Raw genomic sequence first — 16,626 nt, 5'->3', positions numbered from 1 at the left:
TATTTATTTTTTATTTTAAATAAAAAAACCGCAATATAAGTTGTGAGTGTTTGAAAATAATATATATTTGTTTTAAGAGTTAGTAATTCCCCTTTATTAACTATAACAATCCCCTAAATTGTTAAAAAAGCATCTAGATTTCTAGATGCTTTTTTATTGTTTAGGTTTTAAGGTTTTTAATATTAAATGAATATGAAAAAATTGTATCTAAGCTTTGTAAATAATGAGATATTTTATTAAAATATTACAGCTAAGAAAGTAACAATTATAATTATACTCTTTATGACTATTTTTGTTATTATTGATATCATAATATTTTTATTGAATTATACCATCCTTAATAACTACAGTTTCAGTTTTTTGTCCGTTTACGAATTCTAGTTCTAATAAATCAATATTCTCATAACCTTTAATCTTTGATTTTAATAGGTTTTGAATTTTTCCCGTTTCTTTTTTTATTGATTCAAACTTACAGTCAATTAGTTGATATTCTCCTTTTTCAGTACTTAATCCGTTTTTACCAACCTGAATTCCTTTTGCATATATAATTTGGTTTACTTCCTTACAATCGCAATTGTCTTTTAATACCTCTATAATATTACTTGATTTATCTATGCTTTTTATTGTAGTTGTAACTGTATAACCAAATAACCCGCCAAGACATAAAAATAAAGTTGCTCTTACTATTGTTTTCGTTAATTTTTCCATGCTTCTGATTTATTTATTAGGATTAATTTCCTGAAACAAATATTATACATAATATACCTTTATAAAAGAAAAGTAAACCTAGTTTTAGAAAATTAGGGTGTTAAAAAAATATTTTAACTCTTTGTTAACAAGGCTTTTGGTTGTTTTTTGTCTTTAATGAATTGTTATATATATGAAGCCCTAAATTTATAAATTTAGGGCTTCATATATATATTAGTAAAATTATTTAGTTAATAGAGTTCAATTTTTTAATATAAACAGAAGGTAGCAGCCCTGTTCTTTTTCTAAAATATTTGGTAAATGAGTCTGTGCTTTTATAACCTATTTCTTCAGAGATAGATTGAACAGCATAGGCTCTAAATTTAGAATCTTTCTTTAGTTTTAATAGCACATAGTTTATCCTGAGATCATTTATATAAGTATTAAAATTCTTCTGATAATGTGTGTTTATAACTTTAGATAAATAAGAGGTATTTGTTTTTATTTTTCGTGCAATGTTATATGAATTACATTCTTGTTTTAAATAATAGTGTTGTTCTTCTACTTTATGTAATCCGGCTAAAATTTCATTAAATGTTTCCTTATTAATATCTATAGATAATTTTTCCTCTAAAATTTTATCTTTTGTATCTATTATTTTTTGTTGTTGCTCTAGTGAGTTTATCTTGTTTATTAATTTAATAAAACGATCAGAATCTTTTTTCTTTCTGCTAGATAAACGAAGTAAGTATAAAACAAGTAACAAAATAATACTACTACTTGTAATCATTAAATATTTAGTTGTTTTTTTTTGATTTTCTTTTTCAGATTCTAAACTAGATAACTCTTTATTATGAAAAGAATTTATAATGTTTTTTTTATTTTTTTCTAATGCTGTTTGGTTCAAAACATATTTCTCGAAATATTCATTTGATTTTTTAATATTGCCAGATTTCTTGTAAGTCTTTGCAAGAGTTTTATAATCATCAACTAAATAAAATTCTTTAGTTTTTGTTAATCCAATTTCAATCCCTTTTTCCATAACAGCAATAGCTGAGTCGTATTTTTTTAAACCAGTATAAGCTGCTGTTAATTCTTTGTAATAATAATAGTTTCCAGAATTAGGGTCATGTTTGTGGCTTAAAATACTTAGTTGCTTAATTTTATTTAAAGCCTCAGAATATTTTTTTTCTTCAATTAAAATTTTAGCATTTTGACTATAAAAACCTATCCGAATAAAATTATTAAGTGTATCTAATCCTTGTTTGATAGCTTTTTTTAATACTAATTTTGCAGAATCTATATTTTTAAGTTTTATGTAGGTATCGCTAATACTTGTTATGGTTATTGCACTATTAAAATTTTTGTTTCGTTCATCAATTTCCGTTGTAGTTTGTAATCTATTTAATCCTTTTTTATAGTTTAATAAAGCTTTCTTGTAATCTCCTGCAGAATAATTCATAGCCCCAATAAGCACAGGAATAACAGCTTTGTAAAACTGTAAATTTTCTTGACTAGCAATAAGTTCACTTTTAGAATAAAAAGCTAAAGCCGTTTTCGTTTCACCAACAGCAGCATAACTATTACCTAGCTGAACTATTATTTCGATAGGTGTAATTTTTAAAGAATCTATAATCTCTTTTTCTTGTTTACTTAAATTATAAGCGTTAAATAATACTAATTCTTTTTCAAAAGATTTTATTGAAACATGATATTCGTTAAGGAATTGAGACTTCCGTCCCATTTGATGTAGTAATCTAATTGTCTGAAAAGTATCTTTATTCTTTTTAGACAGGTTTAGCATTTTTTGAATTATAACAACCTGATTTCTTGCTTCACTTTCAGTTTCTAAGATGTTCGAAAGACTAAGTATTTTTTCTTTATAAGTATCTTTATTAATCTCTTGTGCAGAAAGATTAATAGTTAATAAAAAAAGAAAAAAAAGAAGAGTTTTTTTAGGTGCCATAAATTATTATCCAGGAAAATTTGGTTTTCTTTTTTCTAAAAAAGCGGTTGTTCCTTCTTTAAAATCTTCTGTTCCAAAAGAATCACCAAACTCAGCTATTTCGGTTTCATAACCATTTACACCGTCTTTAAAGTTGTCATTTACGGCTCTAATTGCTGCGCTAATTGCTACAGAAGAATTGCGCATTATTTTACCAGCTAGTTTTTCTGCTAAAGGTATTAATTCTTCTAAAGAAACAACATGATTTACTAATCCCCATTGTTTAGCATCTTCGGCAGATATCATTCCTGCTGTCATAATTAATTCCATTGCTTTTCCTTTACCAACTAATTGAGGTAAACGTTGTGTACCACCATAACCAGGAATTACACCTAAAGATACTTCAGGTAGGCCCATTTTAGCACTGTCTGATGCTACTCTAAAATGACAAGCCATTGCTAATTCTAATCCGCCACCAAGAGCAAAACCATTTACAGCTGCAATTACAGGAGTTGATAAGTTTTCTACGAGATTAAATAACGACTCTTGTCCTAATCTAGCTAATCTACCACCTTCTTCTACAGAGAAGTTTGCAAATTCAGAAATATCTGCCCCAGCTACAAATGCCTTTTCACCACTTCCAGTAATAATAATTGTTTTTACATTTGCATCATCTTCTAAGTCTTCAAAAGCTGTACTTAACTCTTCAATTGTAGCGCTATTTAAAGCATTTAACTTTTTTGGTCTGTTAATAGTAATTGTTGCTAATTGGTTAGTGATAGAAACTAAGATGTTTTCGAAATTCATTTGATTGAGTTTTTTAAGGCCTGGCGAAAATTCTCTAGGCGTAAATTTTTAATTTTTAGGTAAAATAACTGTAAAAACGGTTCCTATGTTTTCTGTTGAGGTGAAACTGATAGAGCCGTCATATGCTTCAATTATATTTTTTATCATGGCTAAACCTAAGCCCATTCCGCTTGTTTTGGTGGTAAACTTAGGCTCGAAAATTAATTCTTTATTTTGTTCTATGATTCCTTTTCCGTTATCGGAAACAGTAATTTTAACATTATTCCCTTCAGAAGTTACCTTTACTTCAATTCTAGGAGTAGCTGTATTTTCTGTAATTGCCTGCGTTGCATTTTTTATTAAATTAGTTAAAATTCTAATTAATTGAGTCTTATCTAAATTAGCAAATAGTTCGGTTTCTTGCGGAATGTAATGTATGTAATCTTCAGAGAAAATATCTAAAGAATGTTTAACAATATCAACTACATCTAATCTTTCGCGACGTTGTGTAGGCATTTTTGCAAAGTCTGAAAAAGCAGAAGCAATAGAGCTCATTACATCAATTTGTTGAATTAATGTTTCACTGTATTCAGATAATTTTTCTTTTATGGCCGGATCTTCTGGGTTAAACTTTCTTTCGAAGCTTTGAACTGAAAGACGCATTGGTGTAAGCGGATTTTTTATTTCATGTGCTACTTGTTTGGCCATTTCTCTCCAAGCTTGTTCACGTTCACTTTTAGCAAGTTTTACAGCACTTTCTTCTAACTGATCAATCATATTATTGTAAGAATCAATTAAAGAGTTTATTTCTGAACTGGCAGAATTCAACGTAATTTTTTCATTCCGCTGATTTAAACGGGTTTCTTTAATTTTTTCAGAAATTGCTTGGATAGAACGCGTAATATAACTCGATAAAAAATATGCTAATGAAATAGCGGTAATAAACATTAAGAGGTAAACTAGTGAGAGACGTGATATAAATTCACGTAACTCTTTTTCTTGCTCTTCATTGTCTTGTGCTATTTGTAGTTTTAAAATACCAATTCGTTTAAACCTAGTATCAGTTATATAAGTGTACGATGATTGATAGGTAATTCCTTTTTCATCTCGATCTTTTATAACTTTATGGTCAGAATTGTTAGCAAGTTCTTTTATAATATCTATAGATAAATTGGTGCCTTCTTTTTTATCAAAATTATAAGGAATAGATGATTTTAAAAGACCTCCATCCATATCATACATAGATACGGTAAGTTTATGAACATATGCAATATCATAAATACGATCTTGAAATATTTTAGCTAAATTACTAGTTGTTATAGGGTATGTTGTTTTGCGCTTTAACTCGATTTCTATATCGTGTTTTGTGGCATTTTCTTTTCTACTGAAGCGTAAAATATTATAATCATCTGTTTGTTCACCGTATTGAACTATGGTAACTATTAAAATTAAAATAGAGGCCAACAATACTAAAAGTATCATTGATAAAAAGATTCTAATTCGTAGTGATATATTTTTAATATTTAGCAAATTTATTATTTTATTCTTTTAGTATTCATAATTAAGGTGTCGTCGGCTTGACCATCATTATCCCAATCGTATATTGATGTTCCTTTAAAACCATTTTCTATTTGTTGTATTTTATACCAAGCCTGTACTTGTTTACCCATATAAAAATAATCAATAAATAAACTATCTTTTTTCATCTTCCATTTACCATTAGTCTGGTCTAATTTTTCTCCGTTAGGTTGTTTAAACCATGCAGAAAATGTTCCGTCTTTTTTGTAAGATGATTGCGCCTTACCTGAATTGGGTTTGTTAAAATCATCTTCAAAAACAGAAGTACTATCAGTTTTGTTTACGGTAATCATTTTAATTTTTAAATAAGTGGTTTCCCAATTACCAACTAGGTAATTACTTAAAGTAGTTTTTTTATGTTGATTACAACTTACAAAAAGTATTCCAAAGCTTATAATAGCTGCTAGTTTTATTTTCATAATCAAGATTTAATTTTGTCTTCTTTACTGTGTAAAAGGCGAGTTAATTTAATTGATAAATCTAATAAGATTATTTTAGCATTCCCGTTTCTTTCAATGTGATATTGAGCATCACTTACCTCCTTTTCAATAACTAAAATATTTGCACTGTGTATAAAAGGTGCAAATTTTTCTAATTGAAAATTAGCAGATTTTGTTTCTAGGAAAACTAAGTCTGGTGTTCCGTAATTTAATAGCAAGGCTTGCCTAAAAAACTGCAAACAATATTGTAAAAATTGTTTTTGTGTTTCTCTACCCGATTTAGCAATAGCTTCAGACCATTTTATTAAATCCTGAATTACAGCAGCATTTCCTTTGGCTTTAAAGGCAGCACGAATCCATGTAATAAACCATTCTTCAAAAATTAAATCATTAGAGTTGTTGTTTAATATACGTAATGCTTTGTTGTAATTCCCTTCAGATTGATGCGCTATTTTTATAGCTTCATTTTCTGCAACATTCTGGTTTTTAACTAAAGTATTAGCAATATCGGCATCACTTAAAGAAGGGAAATTTAATGCTTGACAGCGAGATTTTATGGTGTTTATAATTTGCTCTTCATCTTCAGTAATTAATAAGAAAATGGTTTTGTTTGGCGGTTCTTCAATCAATTTTAATAATTTATTAGAAGCTGCAATGTTCATTTTTTCAGCCATCCAAATAATCATCACTTTAAAACCACCTTCGTAAGATTTTAATTGTAGCTTTTTAACAATATCTAAGGCTTCATCAACACCTATTTGACCTTGTTTATTTTCTATACCAATATGTTTAGACCAGTCGAAAATGCTTCCGTAAGGTTGCGTTTCTATAAAACTTCTCCAATCATTTAAAAACAAATTGCTAACAGGGTGTTTTTTTACAGCATCGTTTGTGGTTACAGGAAAGGCAAAATGTAAATCAGGGTGTTGTAATTTATTACATTTTATATTACAAGCTTCTTCGTTGTTTGATGATTTACATAATAAAAATTGAGCATAAGCAATTGCCATTGGCAAAGTACCAGAACCTTCTTTACCAACAAAAAGTTGCGCATGCGGAATTCGGTTATTCTCAGCAGATTGCTGTAAATGCTTTTTAATATGTTCCTGTCCTATAATTTTATCGAAAGTCATGCAACAAATATAAGATTTCAAATATAGAGAACAACCAATAAAAAGAAAGAACAGATTGTTTGAGGCTAATTGTTTAGAACGGTTCTATTTTAGTATATTTGTGACCCAATTTATACGTCTCATTTGAATTCAATCGCAAATTTACAGCTAGGAGAAAGAGGTATTATATCTGAACAATGTTTAGATGTTATTCCTTTAAAATTATTAGAAATGGGTTGCTTACCAGGAACAGAAGTAGAGTTGTTGCAGATAGCTCCTTTTAAAGATCCGTTATACATTTGTGTAAACGGCAGTCACTTGGCAATACGAAAAGAAACGGCAAGCAAAATTGTAATTACCAAAATATAATTGATGGATAAGCGTATTAAAGTAGCTTTGGTTGGAAATCCAAACACGGGAAAAACATCATTATTTAACCAATTAACGGGTTTAAACCAAAAAGTTGGTAACTATCCCGGTGTAACGGTCGATAAAAAACAAGGAATTTGTAAGTTGTCAGGTAAAAATACTGCAATTATTACCGATTTACCAGGAACATACAGCATTAATCCAACCTCTATTGATGAAAGTATTGTTTTAAAAACCCTTTTAAGTTCTCAGGAAGATGAAAAGCCTGATGTAATTGTAGTGGTTGCAGATGTAGAGAATTTAAAGCGAAATTTATTACTCTTTTCTCAAATTCAAGATTTAGAAATACCCACGATTTTAGCCTTAAATATGGCAGATCAAATGCTGCGTAAAGGTATTTTAATAGATATTGAGAGTTTAGAAAAAGAACTACACACAAAAGTAGTTTTAATATCTGCTAGAAAAAACGAAGGAATAAACGACGTAAAAAAAGAAATTGAGAATTATAGCGTATTAAAACCACACTCTAATTTTAATGAGATTTCTACTAAAATAGATGCAGCTTATTTTAGTGAGCTAGAAAAAATAAGTCCAAATTTTTCATCATATGAATTATGGATGATGCTTACAAAGCAGCATATTTCTTTGCTTTCTGATAAAGAAAAAGAGCAGTTACTATTTTTTAACGACGCAGGTGTTAAGCAAAAAAAATATCAGCATAAAGAAACAATTTATCGATATCAGAAAATAAATTCGATTTTAAATAAAACATATAAAGTTGATGCCTCTAAAGCAACAGATTTACGTGCAAAGTTAGATCGTGTTTTTACACACAAAATATTCGGTTATATTATTTTCTTTGGGTTATTATTGTTGATTTTTCAATCAGTTTTCGATTGGGCATCAACACCAATGGATTTAATAGACGGCTTATTTGCAAATATTGCTGATTTAACTAAAACAAACTTACCAGCCGGTATGTTTACCGATTTATTAACGGAGGGAATTATTCCGGGAATAGGTGGTGTTGTTATTTTTATTCCGCAAATAGCCATTCTGTTTTTATTTATTGCCATTCTAGAAGAAACAGGTTACATGAGCAGAGTTGTTTTTTTGATGGATAAAATTATGCGTCGTTTTGGAATGAGCGGTAAAAGTGTAATTCCGTTAATTTCTGGTACTGCATGTGCAATACCTGCAATAATGGCAACACGAACTATTTCTAGTTGGAAAGAGCGCTTAATAACCATTTTAGTAACGCCTTTTACAACCTGTTCGGCACGTTTACCTGTATATGCTATTTTAATAGCCCTGATTATTCCAGACACCAAAATATTCGGAATATTAAGTTTACAAGGATTAACATTATTAGGGTTATATTTTATAGGGTTTGCAGCAGCAATAATAGGTGCTTACATTTTACATAAAACATTAAAAATAAACAACACTTCGTTTTTCGTAGTAGAAATGCCTAATTACAAGCTGCCTTCAGCAAAAAATGTATTTTTTGATGTGTTAGAAAAAACGAAAGCCTTTGTTTTCGGAGCCGGAAAAATAATTTTAGCCATCTCAATTGTATTATGGTTTTTAGCTTCGAACGGGCCATCAGCCTTTGAGAACGCAGAGAAAAATGTAATAGAGAATGTTGCAAATCAACAATTATCAGCAGCTGAATTATCGCAAAAAATAGCATCCGCTAAATTAGAAAATTCTTATATAGGTATTGCAGGTAAAGCAATAGAACCTGCCGTGAAACCATTAGGTTACGATTGGAAAATAGGAATTGGTTTAATAGCTTCATTTGCTGCAAGAGAAGTCTTTATAGGTACGTTAGCAACAATTTATAGTGTTGAAAACGATGATGAAAATATTTCGACAATTAAACAAAAGATGGCGGCTGAAATAAACCGTGAAACAGGTGAAAAACGATACAATTTTGCTACCGGAATATCTTTGTTGTTGTTTTATGCATTTGCAATGCAATGTATGGCAACTTTAGCCATCGTAAAGAGAGAAACGAAAAGTTGGAAATGGCCAATAATACAACTTATAGGTATGGGAGCATTGGCATATTTAACGGCATTTATAGCATATCAAACTTTAAGTTAATGCAAGAAATTATTACGTATATCGCAGTAGGTTTAGCAGTGTTTTTTTTAGTGAAAAAGTTTTTTATTAAAAAAAATAACAAAGGTTGTAATACGGATTGCAATTGTTCTTAATCAATAAATAATATATTTTTTATTTGTAACACTTTAGGCAATTAATGTATGTTTGTGGTATTGTAATTGATGATGTAACCTACATCTATAATTGATTTAAAATATAAATATGAAAAAAGCATTTTTAATAGCTGTTATCTTTATCAGCTCATTTGCACAAGCACAACAAGAGGTAAAAGTAGATATATTAGATGCTCTGGCATTAAAAACAGTAGAGGTTTCTTACGAATATTATACTAGTGAGCAATCATCTATCGGTATTTCTGCCTTGTTTAATTTTGAGAAAAAATCATCGGATTTTAGATACAATGAAGAGTTAATGATTACACCTTATTTTCGTCATTATTTTACAAATAATACTAATTGGAATTATTTTGGTGAAGTTTTTATGGGGATTAATACAGGCGAAAAAGAAATTGAAGTAGAAGGTAGCACAATAAAACAGTATAAAGAATATACAGACGGAGCTTTAGGTATTGCTTTTGGTTCTAAATATGTGTCATCAGGAGGTTTTGTTATTGATGTTCATGCAGGTTTAGGAAGAAATATGTTTTCTTCAGAATCGCGCTCTGTAGTGCCAAGAGTTGGTATTAATGTAGGATATAGATTTTAGTGTAAAACTGAAATAAAATGATTAAAAAGCTTGCGTTATGCAAGCTTTTTTGTTTGTATAACATTAGCTAAAATAAAACTTATACAGGCTGGTATAACCCAACCTAAACTATAATTAGCTAAAGGAATATAGTTTTTAATAGTTGTTAAGTATGCACCTGGAATAATGAATCCTAAAAAATCAGGGATACTGAATAGAAATGTAACGACCACAACGACTTTAAAAACGATACTTGATGTGTATCTACTTGAAATTACATTTAAAATAATTAAAATAATTGTTATTGGGTAGATAAACATCAATGCAGGTAGGGCAATGTTTATAATATAAGTTACATCAAACTGACCAACTAAAACGCCAAGAATACATCCAATTACCGCGGTAATTGTAAACACTTTTTGAGAGTTGTTACTAATTCCTTTAAAATAATCAGCAGTACCAGTAATAATTCCTACAGCAGTAGTAAAGCAAGCTAAGGCAACTAAAACACTTAAGAAAATACTACCTATATTACCTAAAGTTTGGTTGCTTAATGATTTTAAAATTTCTGTTCTATTAGCTTCTTCAGGAAAAGTTGAGCTAAACAAAACTCCATTATAAATAAGGCCTGCATAAATAATTAAGAGTCCTAAACCAGCAATAAAACCAGCTTTAGTTATCAGTTCTTTTTTGTAGTTAAAAGTTGCTTCTTTGTTAAAATTCATAGAGATAACCAAAACACCACCTACTACTATCGAAGCAATGGCATCGAAAGTTTGATAGCCTTCTAACAATCCATCAACAAAAGGTGTTTTAAGAGTACTTGTGTTTATGGCATCTGGAGCAGTAAAAATTCCAATAAAAATAATAGAAAGTAACATGCATATTATAAGCGGAGTTAAAAACTTACCTATAAGATTTAGTATTTTAGATCGGTTCATGGCAAACAAAAAAACAAATCCGAAGTAAATACTACTGGTGATTAAAGAGCTAACATTATTAAAATAAGGAGCAATAGCCATTTCATGAGTAACCGAAGCAGTTCTTGGCGCTGGTAACGCAATGCAAATTGTATAGATAACAAAACAATATATAAGGCTAAAGGTAGGGGAAACTTTTTTACCAAAGTCATACATAGTACCTTGTAATTTGGCGTGTGCTAAAATTCCTAATATAGGAATGAATACTGCGGTAATAAAAAAACCAATTGTAACCCAGCTCCATAAATCGCCCGAATTTTTACCTAAAAAAGGAGGTAAAATTAAGTTTCCTGCTCCAAAAAACATAGAAAACAAGGCGAAACCGGTGATGTATATATCTTTAGTTTTATTCATTCTTATTTGTGTTTGTAATTATATAGATGATAAAATTTATAAATAAGTATAAAAGAGCAACGATAATTAGTGTAAATTTTATAGTAGCAAAGTAGTAAGCCATTAAAGCTAAATTTTTATCAGTACTACCTAATAATATATGTATTAATCCTATATTTTCAATAGCATCAAAAAAGGCGGTAAAAAATTGAGAAAACAATAAGACAAGTCCAACTAAATAAAATGGTTTTCCGTGCCAAAGTATTTTATTGAGTTTGTGAATTAACAACGCTATTAAGGCTGGATAAATAGTTAAGAATAAAAAATCGAGACCTAAACTTATACCTGCATTAATTTTTGCATTTGCATCCCAAGAATTTAGAATAGCTTGAGATATGCGAATATCTTTGGCTAACTCAAAAGATATAATTCCGTTTTCACAAATATCATTAATTAAAAAATAATCAATGCTTAGCATAGCATATCCAATACAAATAGTCATAATAGCCAAAAAAAAAGTGACTATTTTTTCAGTTTTATTATCTAATATAGAAAATGGAGAGCTTAACATAATTTTATAAAAACACAAGCGAAAGATACATATTTTTGCAGGATGCAGAACTTTATCAGTTACAAAAATAGTAAAATAGCATATTTAGATGTTGGAAAAGGAACTACGATAGTTTTGCTTCATGGTTTTTTAGAAAATGCTACCATGTGGAATGGCGTGGTAAAAGAATTGTCTAAAACAAATAGGGTAATATGTATTGATCTTTTAGGTCATGGAAAATCAGACTGTATTGGTTATGTTCATACGATGAACGATATGGCAGAAGCAGTAAAAGAAATTTTAAATTTTTTACGCCTCAGAAAATTTTATATAATTGGTCATTCAATGGGAGGGTATGTTTCTCTAGCATTTGCAGAAAAATATTTAAAAAACATAAAGGGATTGTGTTTGTTAAATTCATCTGCACAAGCAGATTCTGAAGAGCGAAAAGAGTTGCGTACTAGAGTAGGTGAAATGGCCAAAAAGAATTATAGTAATTTGGTAAGAATGTCTATCTCAAATTTATTTTTAACTGAAACTAAAGCGATTTTTACTTCAGAAATAGCACAGATAAAAAAAGAAGCATTACAAACTTCTGTACAAGGGTATATTGCCGCAACAAAAGGAATGCAACTAAGAGAAAATAAAGAAGCTGTTTTACAAACTATTCCTAAAAGGCTTATAATTGCTGGTGAAAATGACCCTGTAACACATTTTAATTCGATTGTTAAAGAGGCTAAGCGAACAAAAACATCTTTAATAAAACTATCTGGAGGTCATATGAGTCACATAGAAGATAAAGATGAATTAATAGCTGCTTTAAAGAAATTTATTAAAGGCTAAATATTTTCTGTTTCTTTGCAATGTAAAAAAGATACTTATGAAAATTCATCACCTAGCAACAAAAAAATCTATTTTAAATAAATTTTTAGCAGAAATAAGAAATGTAGATGTTCAGAAAGATTCTCTGCGTTTTCGTAGAAATATTGAGCGAATTGGCGAGATTTTGGGATATGAATTAAGTAAAGAATTATCTTTTGAAAACAAAGAGATTAAAACACCTTTAGGTGCAATGTCTATAGAAACTCCAGTTAACGATGTGGTTTTGTGCTCAATTCTTCGAGCGGGATTGACTTTACATAATGGATTGCTAAATTATTTTGATGATGCAGAAAATGCTTTTATTTCAGCTTACCGCCATCACCCGAATAATGATGAAGAGTTTGATATTATTGTAGAATATTTCGCCTCTCCATCAATAGATGGTAAAACATTATTGTTAGTAGACCCTATGTTAGCTACAGGTAGATCGATTGTAGCGGTTTATGAAGCAATTAAAAAACACGGAACACCAAAAAAAATTGAGATAGTATCGGTAATTGGTTCAGCAGAAGGTGTAGCGTATATTGAGGAATTTTTTCCTGAAGACACCAATTTATGGATTGCAGATATCGATGCAGAATTAAATGACAAAGGATATATTGTTCCTGGTTTAGGAGATGCAGGTGATTTGGCTTTTGGCGTTAAAATGTAGCCTTATATAAAGTTTGTGATAATCGATATAGCTAAAAACAACAACAATAATACATTGGCAATCCATTTATGTTGATATAATTCTAGTCCGTTTGCTAATATTACCGCTACAGGAAAAAACACGAATAATAATTCACTACTCGCTTTGTTGCTCATTAAAAGGATAATTAGTAGAGAAATTATTAGGTGAATAATAGTTAAAATCCAGTTTTTCCTAAAAGTATTAAGTATTGCTAATGTCTTAGGGCTTTTTAAAACAACCGCAGTAATAACCAAAGAAGTAATAAATGTATTCTGAAATAAATACTTGGTACTTAAGTATAAGTTAAAGTCGTAGTGAATACTCCAATCGAAAAGAAGGTAGAAGTCAGTCAACTTATCATACCAAAAACAATAGGTAAAAAATAAAAACACCACGCTTCCAAAACCTATTAAAGGCGTTAAAAGTGTTTGGTAAGTATATTGTTGATGCAGATATATAGATATGTATAGAAGTACGGCAAATAAAGCGGTGTAAGGCTCTATTAAAAAAGAAACACCTAGCCATAAACCACCATCAAATAATTTATGCAGAATGTTTTTTTGTGATTTTAAACTATACACCTTACGTAAAAACAGTAAAACAGTTAAGCATGCGTAAAACGTACTATTAATAATTATTACATCAGGAAAAAATCCGATAAGTATTACGAAAAATAAAAAAGCAAAAGAATTATCGAATGTTAATTGATTTTTAGCAAGAATAAAGTTGAAAATAGAAAAAACAACAATAAACCCAAGCAATTCTTTAAAGAGATTAAGAGATAATTCTTTAGAAAATAAACTGAAAGAAAAGTAAATTAAAAACAGCGCAAACAGCACTATGAAATTTACAGGTTTTGATTTACCGAAAAAATTGGCTAACATGGTTTCTTTTTATACTTTTGCAAACGTAAAGATAATCAAGTTATGTTAGGATTAAATATTTTTAGATTAATTGGAGATTTATTTCAATACATTTTAATTCCATTCAAATGGTTGCGACTAGAAGTTGCTAAAGGAGATTATGGATGGTGGACATCAAATGCTGTAAACTGGCTATTTGTATTGGTGTTAATCGTTTTATTTGGATACTGGATGTGGCAATCGGCAACTTTCTTAAAAGAAGGAACTGAAGATAAAGCTTAATTTAGATACACATTGGGAAGCAAAAATAAATTAAAACGTTTCAAAGAAAATGAAACGTTTGCTAACGTACTTCAGCCTACAAGAGAAGAAGTAGTTGGTGATTTTTCTTTAAAAGGAAAATGGCATACTTTTTTTAAAAACGACAATCCAATTGTTTTAGAGTTGGGATGTGGTAAAGGGGAGTATACTATTGCTTTGGCAGAGAAAAACCCAGATAAAAATTTTATTGGTATTGATATTAAAGGAGCTCGTTTTTGGCGTGGTGCAAAAACCGCAATAGAAAACGACATGCAAAATGTTGCCTTTATTAGAACACAAATAGAGTTGGTAGATTACATTTTTGCTAAAAATGAAGTTGATGAAATTTGGATAACATTCCCAGATCCACAAATAAAATATCAACGTACAAAGCATAGAATGACCAATACAGCATTCTTAAAAAGATATCACCATATTTTAAAAGAAAACGGAATCATGAACCTAAAAACCGATAGCGAATTTATGCACGGTTATACTTTAGGTTTGTTGCATGGTGAAGGTCATGAGATTATACACGCAAATCATAATGTGTATAAAAACGAAGGCGCACCAGAAGAGGTAACTTCTACCCAAACTTTCTACGAAAAACAATATTTAGAAGTAGGGAAGCCAATTACTTATATCCGATTTAAATTAAATTACTAATTTTACTCGGTGAGTAAAAATCAAAATTTTTTCGAAAGAGTTTACAAGGTAGCAAAGTTAATTCCACACGGAAGAGTAACTAGTTATGGTGCAATTGCAACCTATTTAGGTGCTGCAAGATCTGCAAGAATGGTTGGTTGGGCAATGAATAATTCTCATTCTAAAAACATACCAGCTCATAGAGTCGTAAACCGAATAGGCCTACTTACAGGGAAGCAACATTTCGATGGTACAAACTTAATGCAACAGCTTTTAGAAAATGAAGGTATTGTTGTATTTGAAAATCAGATACAAGATTTTAAAACTGTTTTTTGGAATCCGATAAACGAACTGCGACCTGAAGAAGAGCTTTAGCTTCTAAATAAAGGCGTTTATCTTCGTTTTTTTGGATTAAAAATATGCCATAAAATAGAATTATCACTTCATAAATAATCACAATCTAACTCCCTTTATTTTCTGACGTCTAAAACGTATCTTTGCAGTTAGGTATTAATTAATTTAATTAAACACTCTAATGAGTTTTAAAAAACAAGATATATACAAAGCGTTAGAAACTATAACTGCACCAGGAGAAGGTAAGAGTTTAGTTGAAAACGAAAACATAAAAAACATCGTTACTTTTGGTAACGAAGTTATTGTTGATGTAACAATTTCAAACCCATCTTTACAGGCTAAAAAGAAGGCAGAAGTAGAAATTACGAAAGCAATTCACGAGCACGTTGATAAAGCAATCGATGTAAAGGTGAATGTAAAAGTTGAGGTAAAGGAGAAAGAAAATCCGAATGAAATAAAAGGAAAATCAATTCCTAATATTCAAAATATTATTGCAATAGCGTCTGGTAAAGGAGGTGTAGGTAAATCTACAATTACCTCTAACATGGCAGTGTCTTTAGCTAAAATGGGCTTTAAAGTTGGTGTTTTAGATGCTGATGTTTACGGGCCATCTCAACATTTAATGTTTGATGTAGAGAAGGAAAAACCATTAGCAGTAAAAGTTGACGGACGTTCTAAAATGAAACCTGTTGAAAATTACGGCGTAAAATTATTATCTCTAGGTTTCTTTACAGACCCTAACCAAGCAGTAATTTGGCGTGGGCCAATGGCTTCAAAAGCGTTAAATCAATTAATTTTTGATGCAGATTGGGGAGAATTAGATTTCTTATTGATCGACTTACCTCCAGGAACAGGAGATGTGCATTTATCAATCGTACAAGCAGTACCAATTAACGGAGCTGTAGTGGTAAGTACACCGCAAAACATTGCTTTAGCTGATGCTAAAAAAGGTGTTGCAATGTTTAAGCAAGAAAGTATTAATGTACCAGTATTAGGTATCGTAGAAAACATGGCGTATTTTACACCAGAAGAATTACCAGAAAATAAATATTACATTTTTGGTAAAGGTGGTGCTAAGAATTTAGCGGAAGATATCGAAACTAGTTTCTTAGGTGAAATACCATTAGTGCAAAGTATTCGTGAAGCAGGTGATGTAGGTCATCCAGTGGCATTACAAGAAAACAGCCCTTTACAAAAAGCATTTACAGATGTAACCAAAGAAATGGTTTCTCAATTATTAAAAAGAAATGCTAATTTGCCAGCTACCGAAGTAGTTCGTATTACTACAATGAGCGGTTGTAGTACTAAATAGTTA

Annotated in this window: 18 protein-coding genes; 9 read left to right on the top strand and 9 right to left on the bottom strand. The window is 30.0% G+C overall.

The genetic code is table 11. From position 1 onward, the window contains the following. Positions 1-318 precede the first annotated feature (318 nt). The 6 genes from H0I30_RS10155 to H0I30_RS10130 all read right to left on the bottom strand — a co-directional run bounded on the left by H0I30_RS10155 (position 319) and on the right by H0I30_RS10130 (position 6,569). Positions 319-708 carry a hypothetical protein gene (locus tag H0I30_RS10155; protein ID WP_218771748.1) on the bottom strand — a complete coding sequence of 130 codons (390 nt, stop codon included), beginning with the start codon at positions 706-708 and terminating at the stop codon, positions 319-321. A 226-nt stretch (positions 709-934) separates the two neighbouring features. Then, positions 935-2,653, bottom strand: a complete 1,719-nt coding sequence (locus H0I30_RS10150; RefSeq protein WP_218771747.1) for a helix-turn-helix domain-containing protein — start codon at positions 2,651-2,653, stop codon at positions 935-937. A gap of 6 nt (positions 2,654-2,659) precedes the next feature. Continuing rightward, entirely contained in the window at positions 2,660-3,439 is a 780-nt protein-coding gene (locus H0I30_RS10145; protein WP_218771746.1) for an enoyl-CoA hydratase/isomerase family protein, read from the bottom strand. Between the two features lie 48 nt (positions 3,440-3,487). Beyond that, positions 3,488-4,900: a PAS domain-containing sensor histidine kinase gene (locus H0I30_RS10140; RefSeq protein ID WP_218771745.1), complete on the bottom strand. Its 1,413-nt coding sequence runs from the start codon at positions 4,898-4,900 to the stop codon at positions 3,488-3,490. Between the two features lie 53 nt (positions 4,901-4,953). Then, complete coding sequence (locus H0I30_RS10135; protein ID WP_218771744.1) at positions 4,954-5,415, bottom strand: hypothetical protein; 462 nt, start codon at positions 5,413-5,415, stop codon at positions 4,954-4,956. Positions 5,416-5,417: 2 nt separating this feature from the next. After that, positions 5,418-6,569 (bottom strand): DNA polymerase III subunit delta', encoded by a 1,152-nt coding sequence (locus tag H0I30_RS10130; RefSeq protein ID WP_218771743.1) that lies wholly within the window; start codon positions 6,567-6,569, stop codon positions 5,418-5,420. 123 nt (positions 6,570-6,692) lie between these two features. Between H0I30_RS10130 and H0I30_RS10125 the strand changes: the two genes are divergently transcribed. From H0I30_RS10125 to H0I30_RS10115, 3 genes are all read left to right on the top strand, one after another. Continuing rightward, positions 6,693-6,917, top strand: coding sequence for a FeoA family protein (locus tag H0I30_RS10125; protein ID WP_218771742.1), 225 nt, complete (start codon positions 6,693-6,695; stop codon positions 6,915-6,917). A gap of 3 nt (positions 6,918-6,920) precedes the next feature. Further along, positions 6,921-9,026: a ferrous iron transport protein B gene (feoB, locus tag H0I30_RS10120; RefSeq protein WP_218771741.1), complete on the top strand. Its 2,106-nt coding sequence runs from the start codon at positions 6,921-6,923 to the stop codon at positions 9,024-9,026. Positions 9,027-9,248: 222 nt separating this feature from the next. Further along, positions 9,249-9,752, top strand: a complete 504-nt coding sequence (locus H0I30_RS10115; RefSeq protein WP_218771740.1) for a DUF3575 domain-containing protein — start codon at positions 9,249-9,251, stop codon at positions 9,750-9,752. A 35-nt stretch (positions 9,753-9,787) separates the two neighbouring features. Here the strand turns inward: H0I30_RS10115 and brnQ are convergent, their stop codons facing one another. Then, positions 9,788-11,065, bottom strand: coding sequence for a branched-chain amino acid transport system II carrier protein (brnQ, locus tag H0I30_RS10110; protein ID WP_218771739.1), 1,278 nt, complete (start codon positions 11,063-11,065; stop codon positions 9,788-9,790). After that, a complete protein-coding gene (locus H0I30_RS10105; RefSeq protein ID WP_218771738.1) occupies positions 11,058-11,615 on the bottom strand; it encodes a hypothetical protein in 558 nt (185 codons plus the stop codon). Before H0I30_RS10105 ends, brnQ begins: the two co-directional genes overlap by 8 nt. A gap of 42 nt (positions 11,616-11,657) precedes the next feature. Here H0I30_RS10105 and H0I30_RS10100 point away from each other — a divergent pair, with 42 nt between their 5' ends. Both H0I30_RS10100 and upp read left to right on the top strand, forming a co-directional pair. Then, entirely contained in the window at positions 11,658-12,437 is a 780-nt protein-coding gene (locus H0I30_RS10100; protein ID WP_218771737.1) for an alpha/beta fold hydrolase, read from the top strand. 37 nt (positions 12,438-12,474) lie between these two features. After that, positions 12,475-13,128, top strand: coding sequence for a uracil phosphoribosyltransferase (gene upp / locus H0I30_RS10095; RefSeq protein ID WP_218771736.1), 654 nt, complete (start codon positions 12,475-12,477; stop codon positions 13,126-13,128). Positions 13,129-13,130: 2 nt separating this feature from the next. On the opposite strand, the gene H0I30_RS10090 is transcribed toward upp, so the two are convergent. Next, positions 13,131-14,033, bottom strand: coding sequence for a hypothetical protein (locus H0I30_RS10090; RefSeq protein ID WP_218771735.1), 903 nt, complete (start codon positions 14,031-14,033; stop codon positions 13,131-13,133). A gap of 42 nt (positions 14,034-14,075) precedes the next feature. Between H0I30_RS10090 and H0I30_RS10085 the strand changes: the two genes are divergently transcribed. The 4 genes from H0I30_RS10085 (at position 14,076) to H0I30_RS10070 (ending at position 16,623) form a co-directional block, all read left to right on the top strand. Further along, the gene (locus tag H0I30_RS10085; protein ID WP_218771734.1) at positions 14,076-14,294 is read left to right on the top strand and encodes a hypothetical protein; all 219 of its coding nucleotides are present in this window, start codon (positions 14,076-14,078) and stop codon (positions 14,292-14,294) included. Between the two features lie 12 nt (positions 14,295-14,306). Further along, on the top strand, positions 14,307-14,978 hold the full coding sequence (trmB, locus tag H0I30_RS10080) for a tRNA (guanosine(46)-N7)-methyltransferase TrmB (RefSeq protein ID WP_218771733.1): 672 nt from the start codon (positions 14,307-14,309) through the stop codon (positions 14,976-14,978). 9 nt (positions 14,979-14,987) lie between these two features. Further along, complete coding sequence (locus tag H0I30_RS10075; RefSeq protein ID WP_218771732.1) at positions 14,988-15,332, top strand: MGMT family protein; 345 nt, start codon at positions 14,988-14,990, stop codon at positions 15,330-15,332. A 160-nt stretch (positions 15,333-15,492) separates the two neighbouring features. Next, the gene (locus H0I30_RS10070; protein WP_218771731.1) at positions 15,493-16,623 is read left to right on the top strand and encodes an Mrp/NBP35 family ATP-binding protein; all 1,131 of its coding nucleotides are present in this window, start codon (positions 15,493-15,495) and stop codon (positions 16,621-16,623) included. The last annotated feature ends 3 nt before the right edge of the window (positions 16,624-16,626 follow it).

It is taken from the genome of Tenacibaculum sp. AHE14PA, assembly GCF_019278465.1.
GTDB classification, from domain to species: Bacteria; Bacteroidota; Bacteroidia; order Flavobacteriales; family Flavobacteriaceae; genus Polaribacter; species Polaribacter bernardetii.
This window is presented reverse-complemented; position numbering and strand designations above follow the sequence as displayed.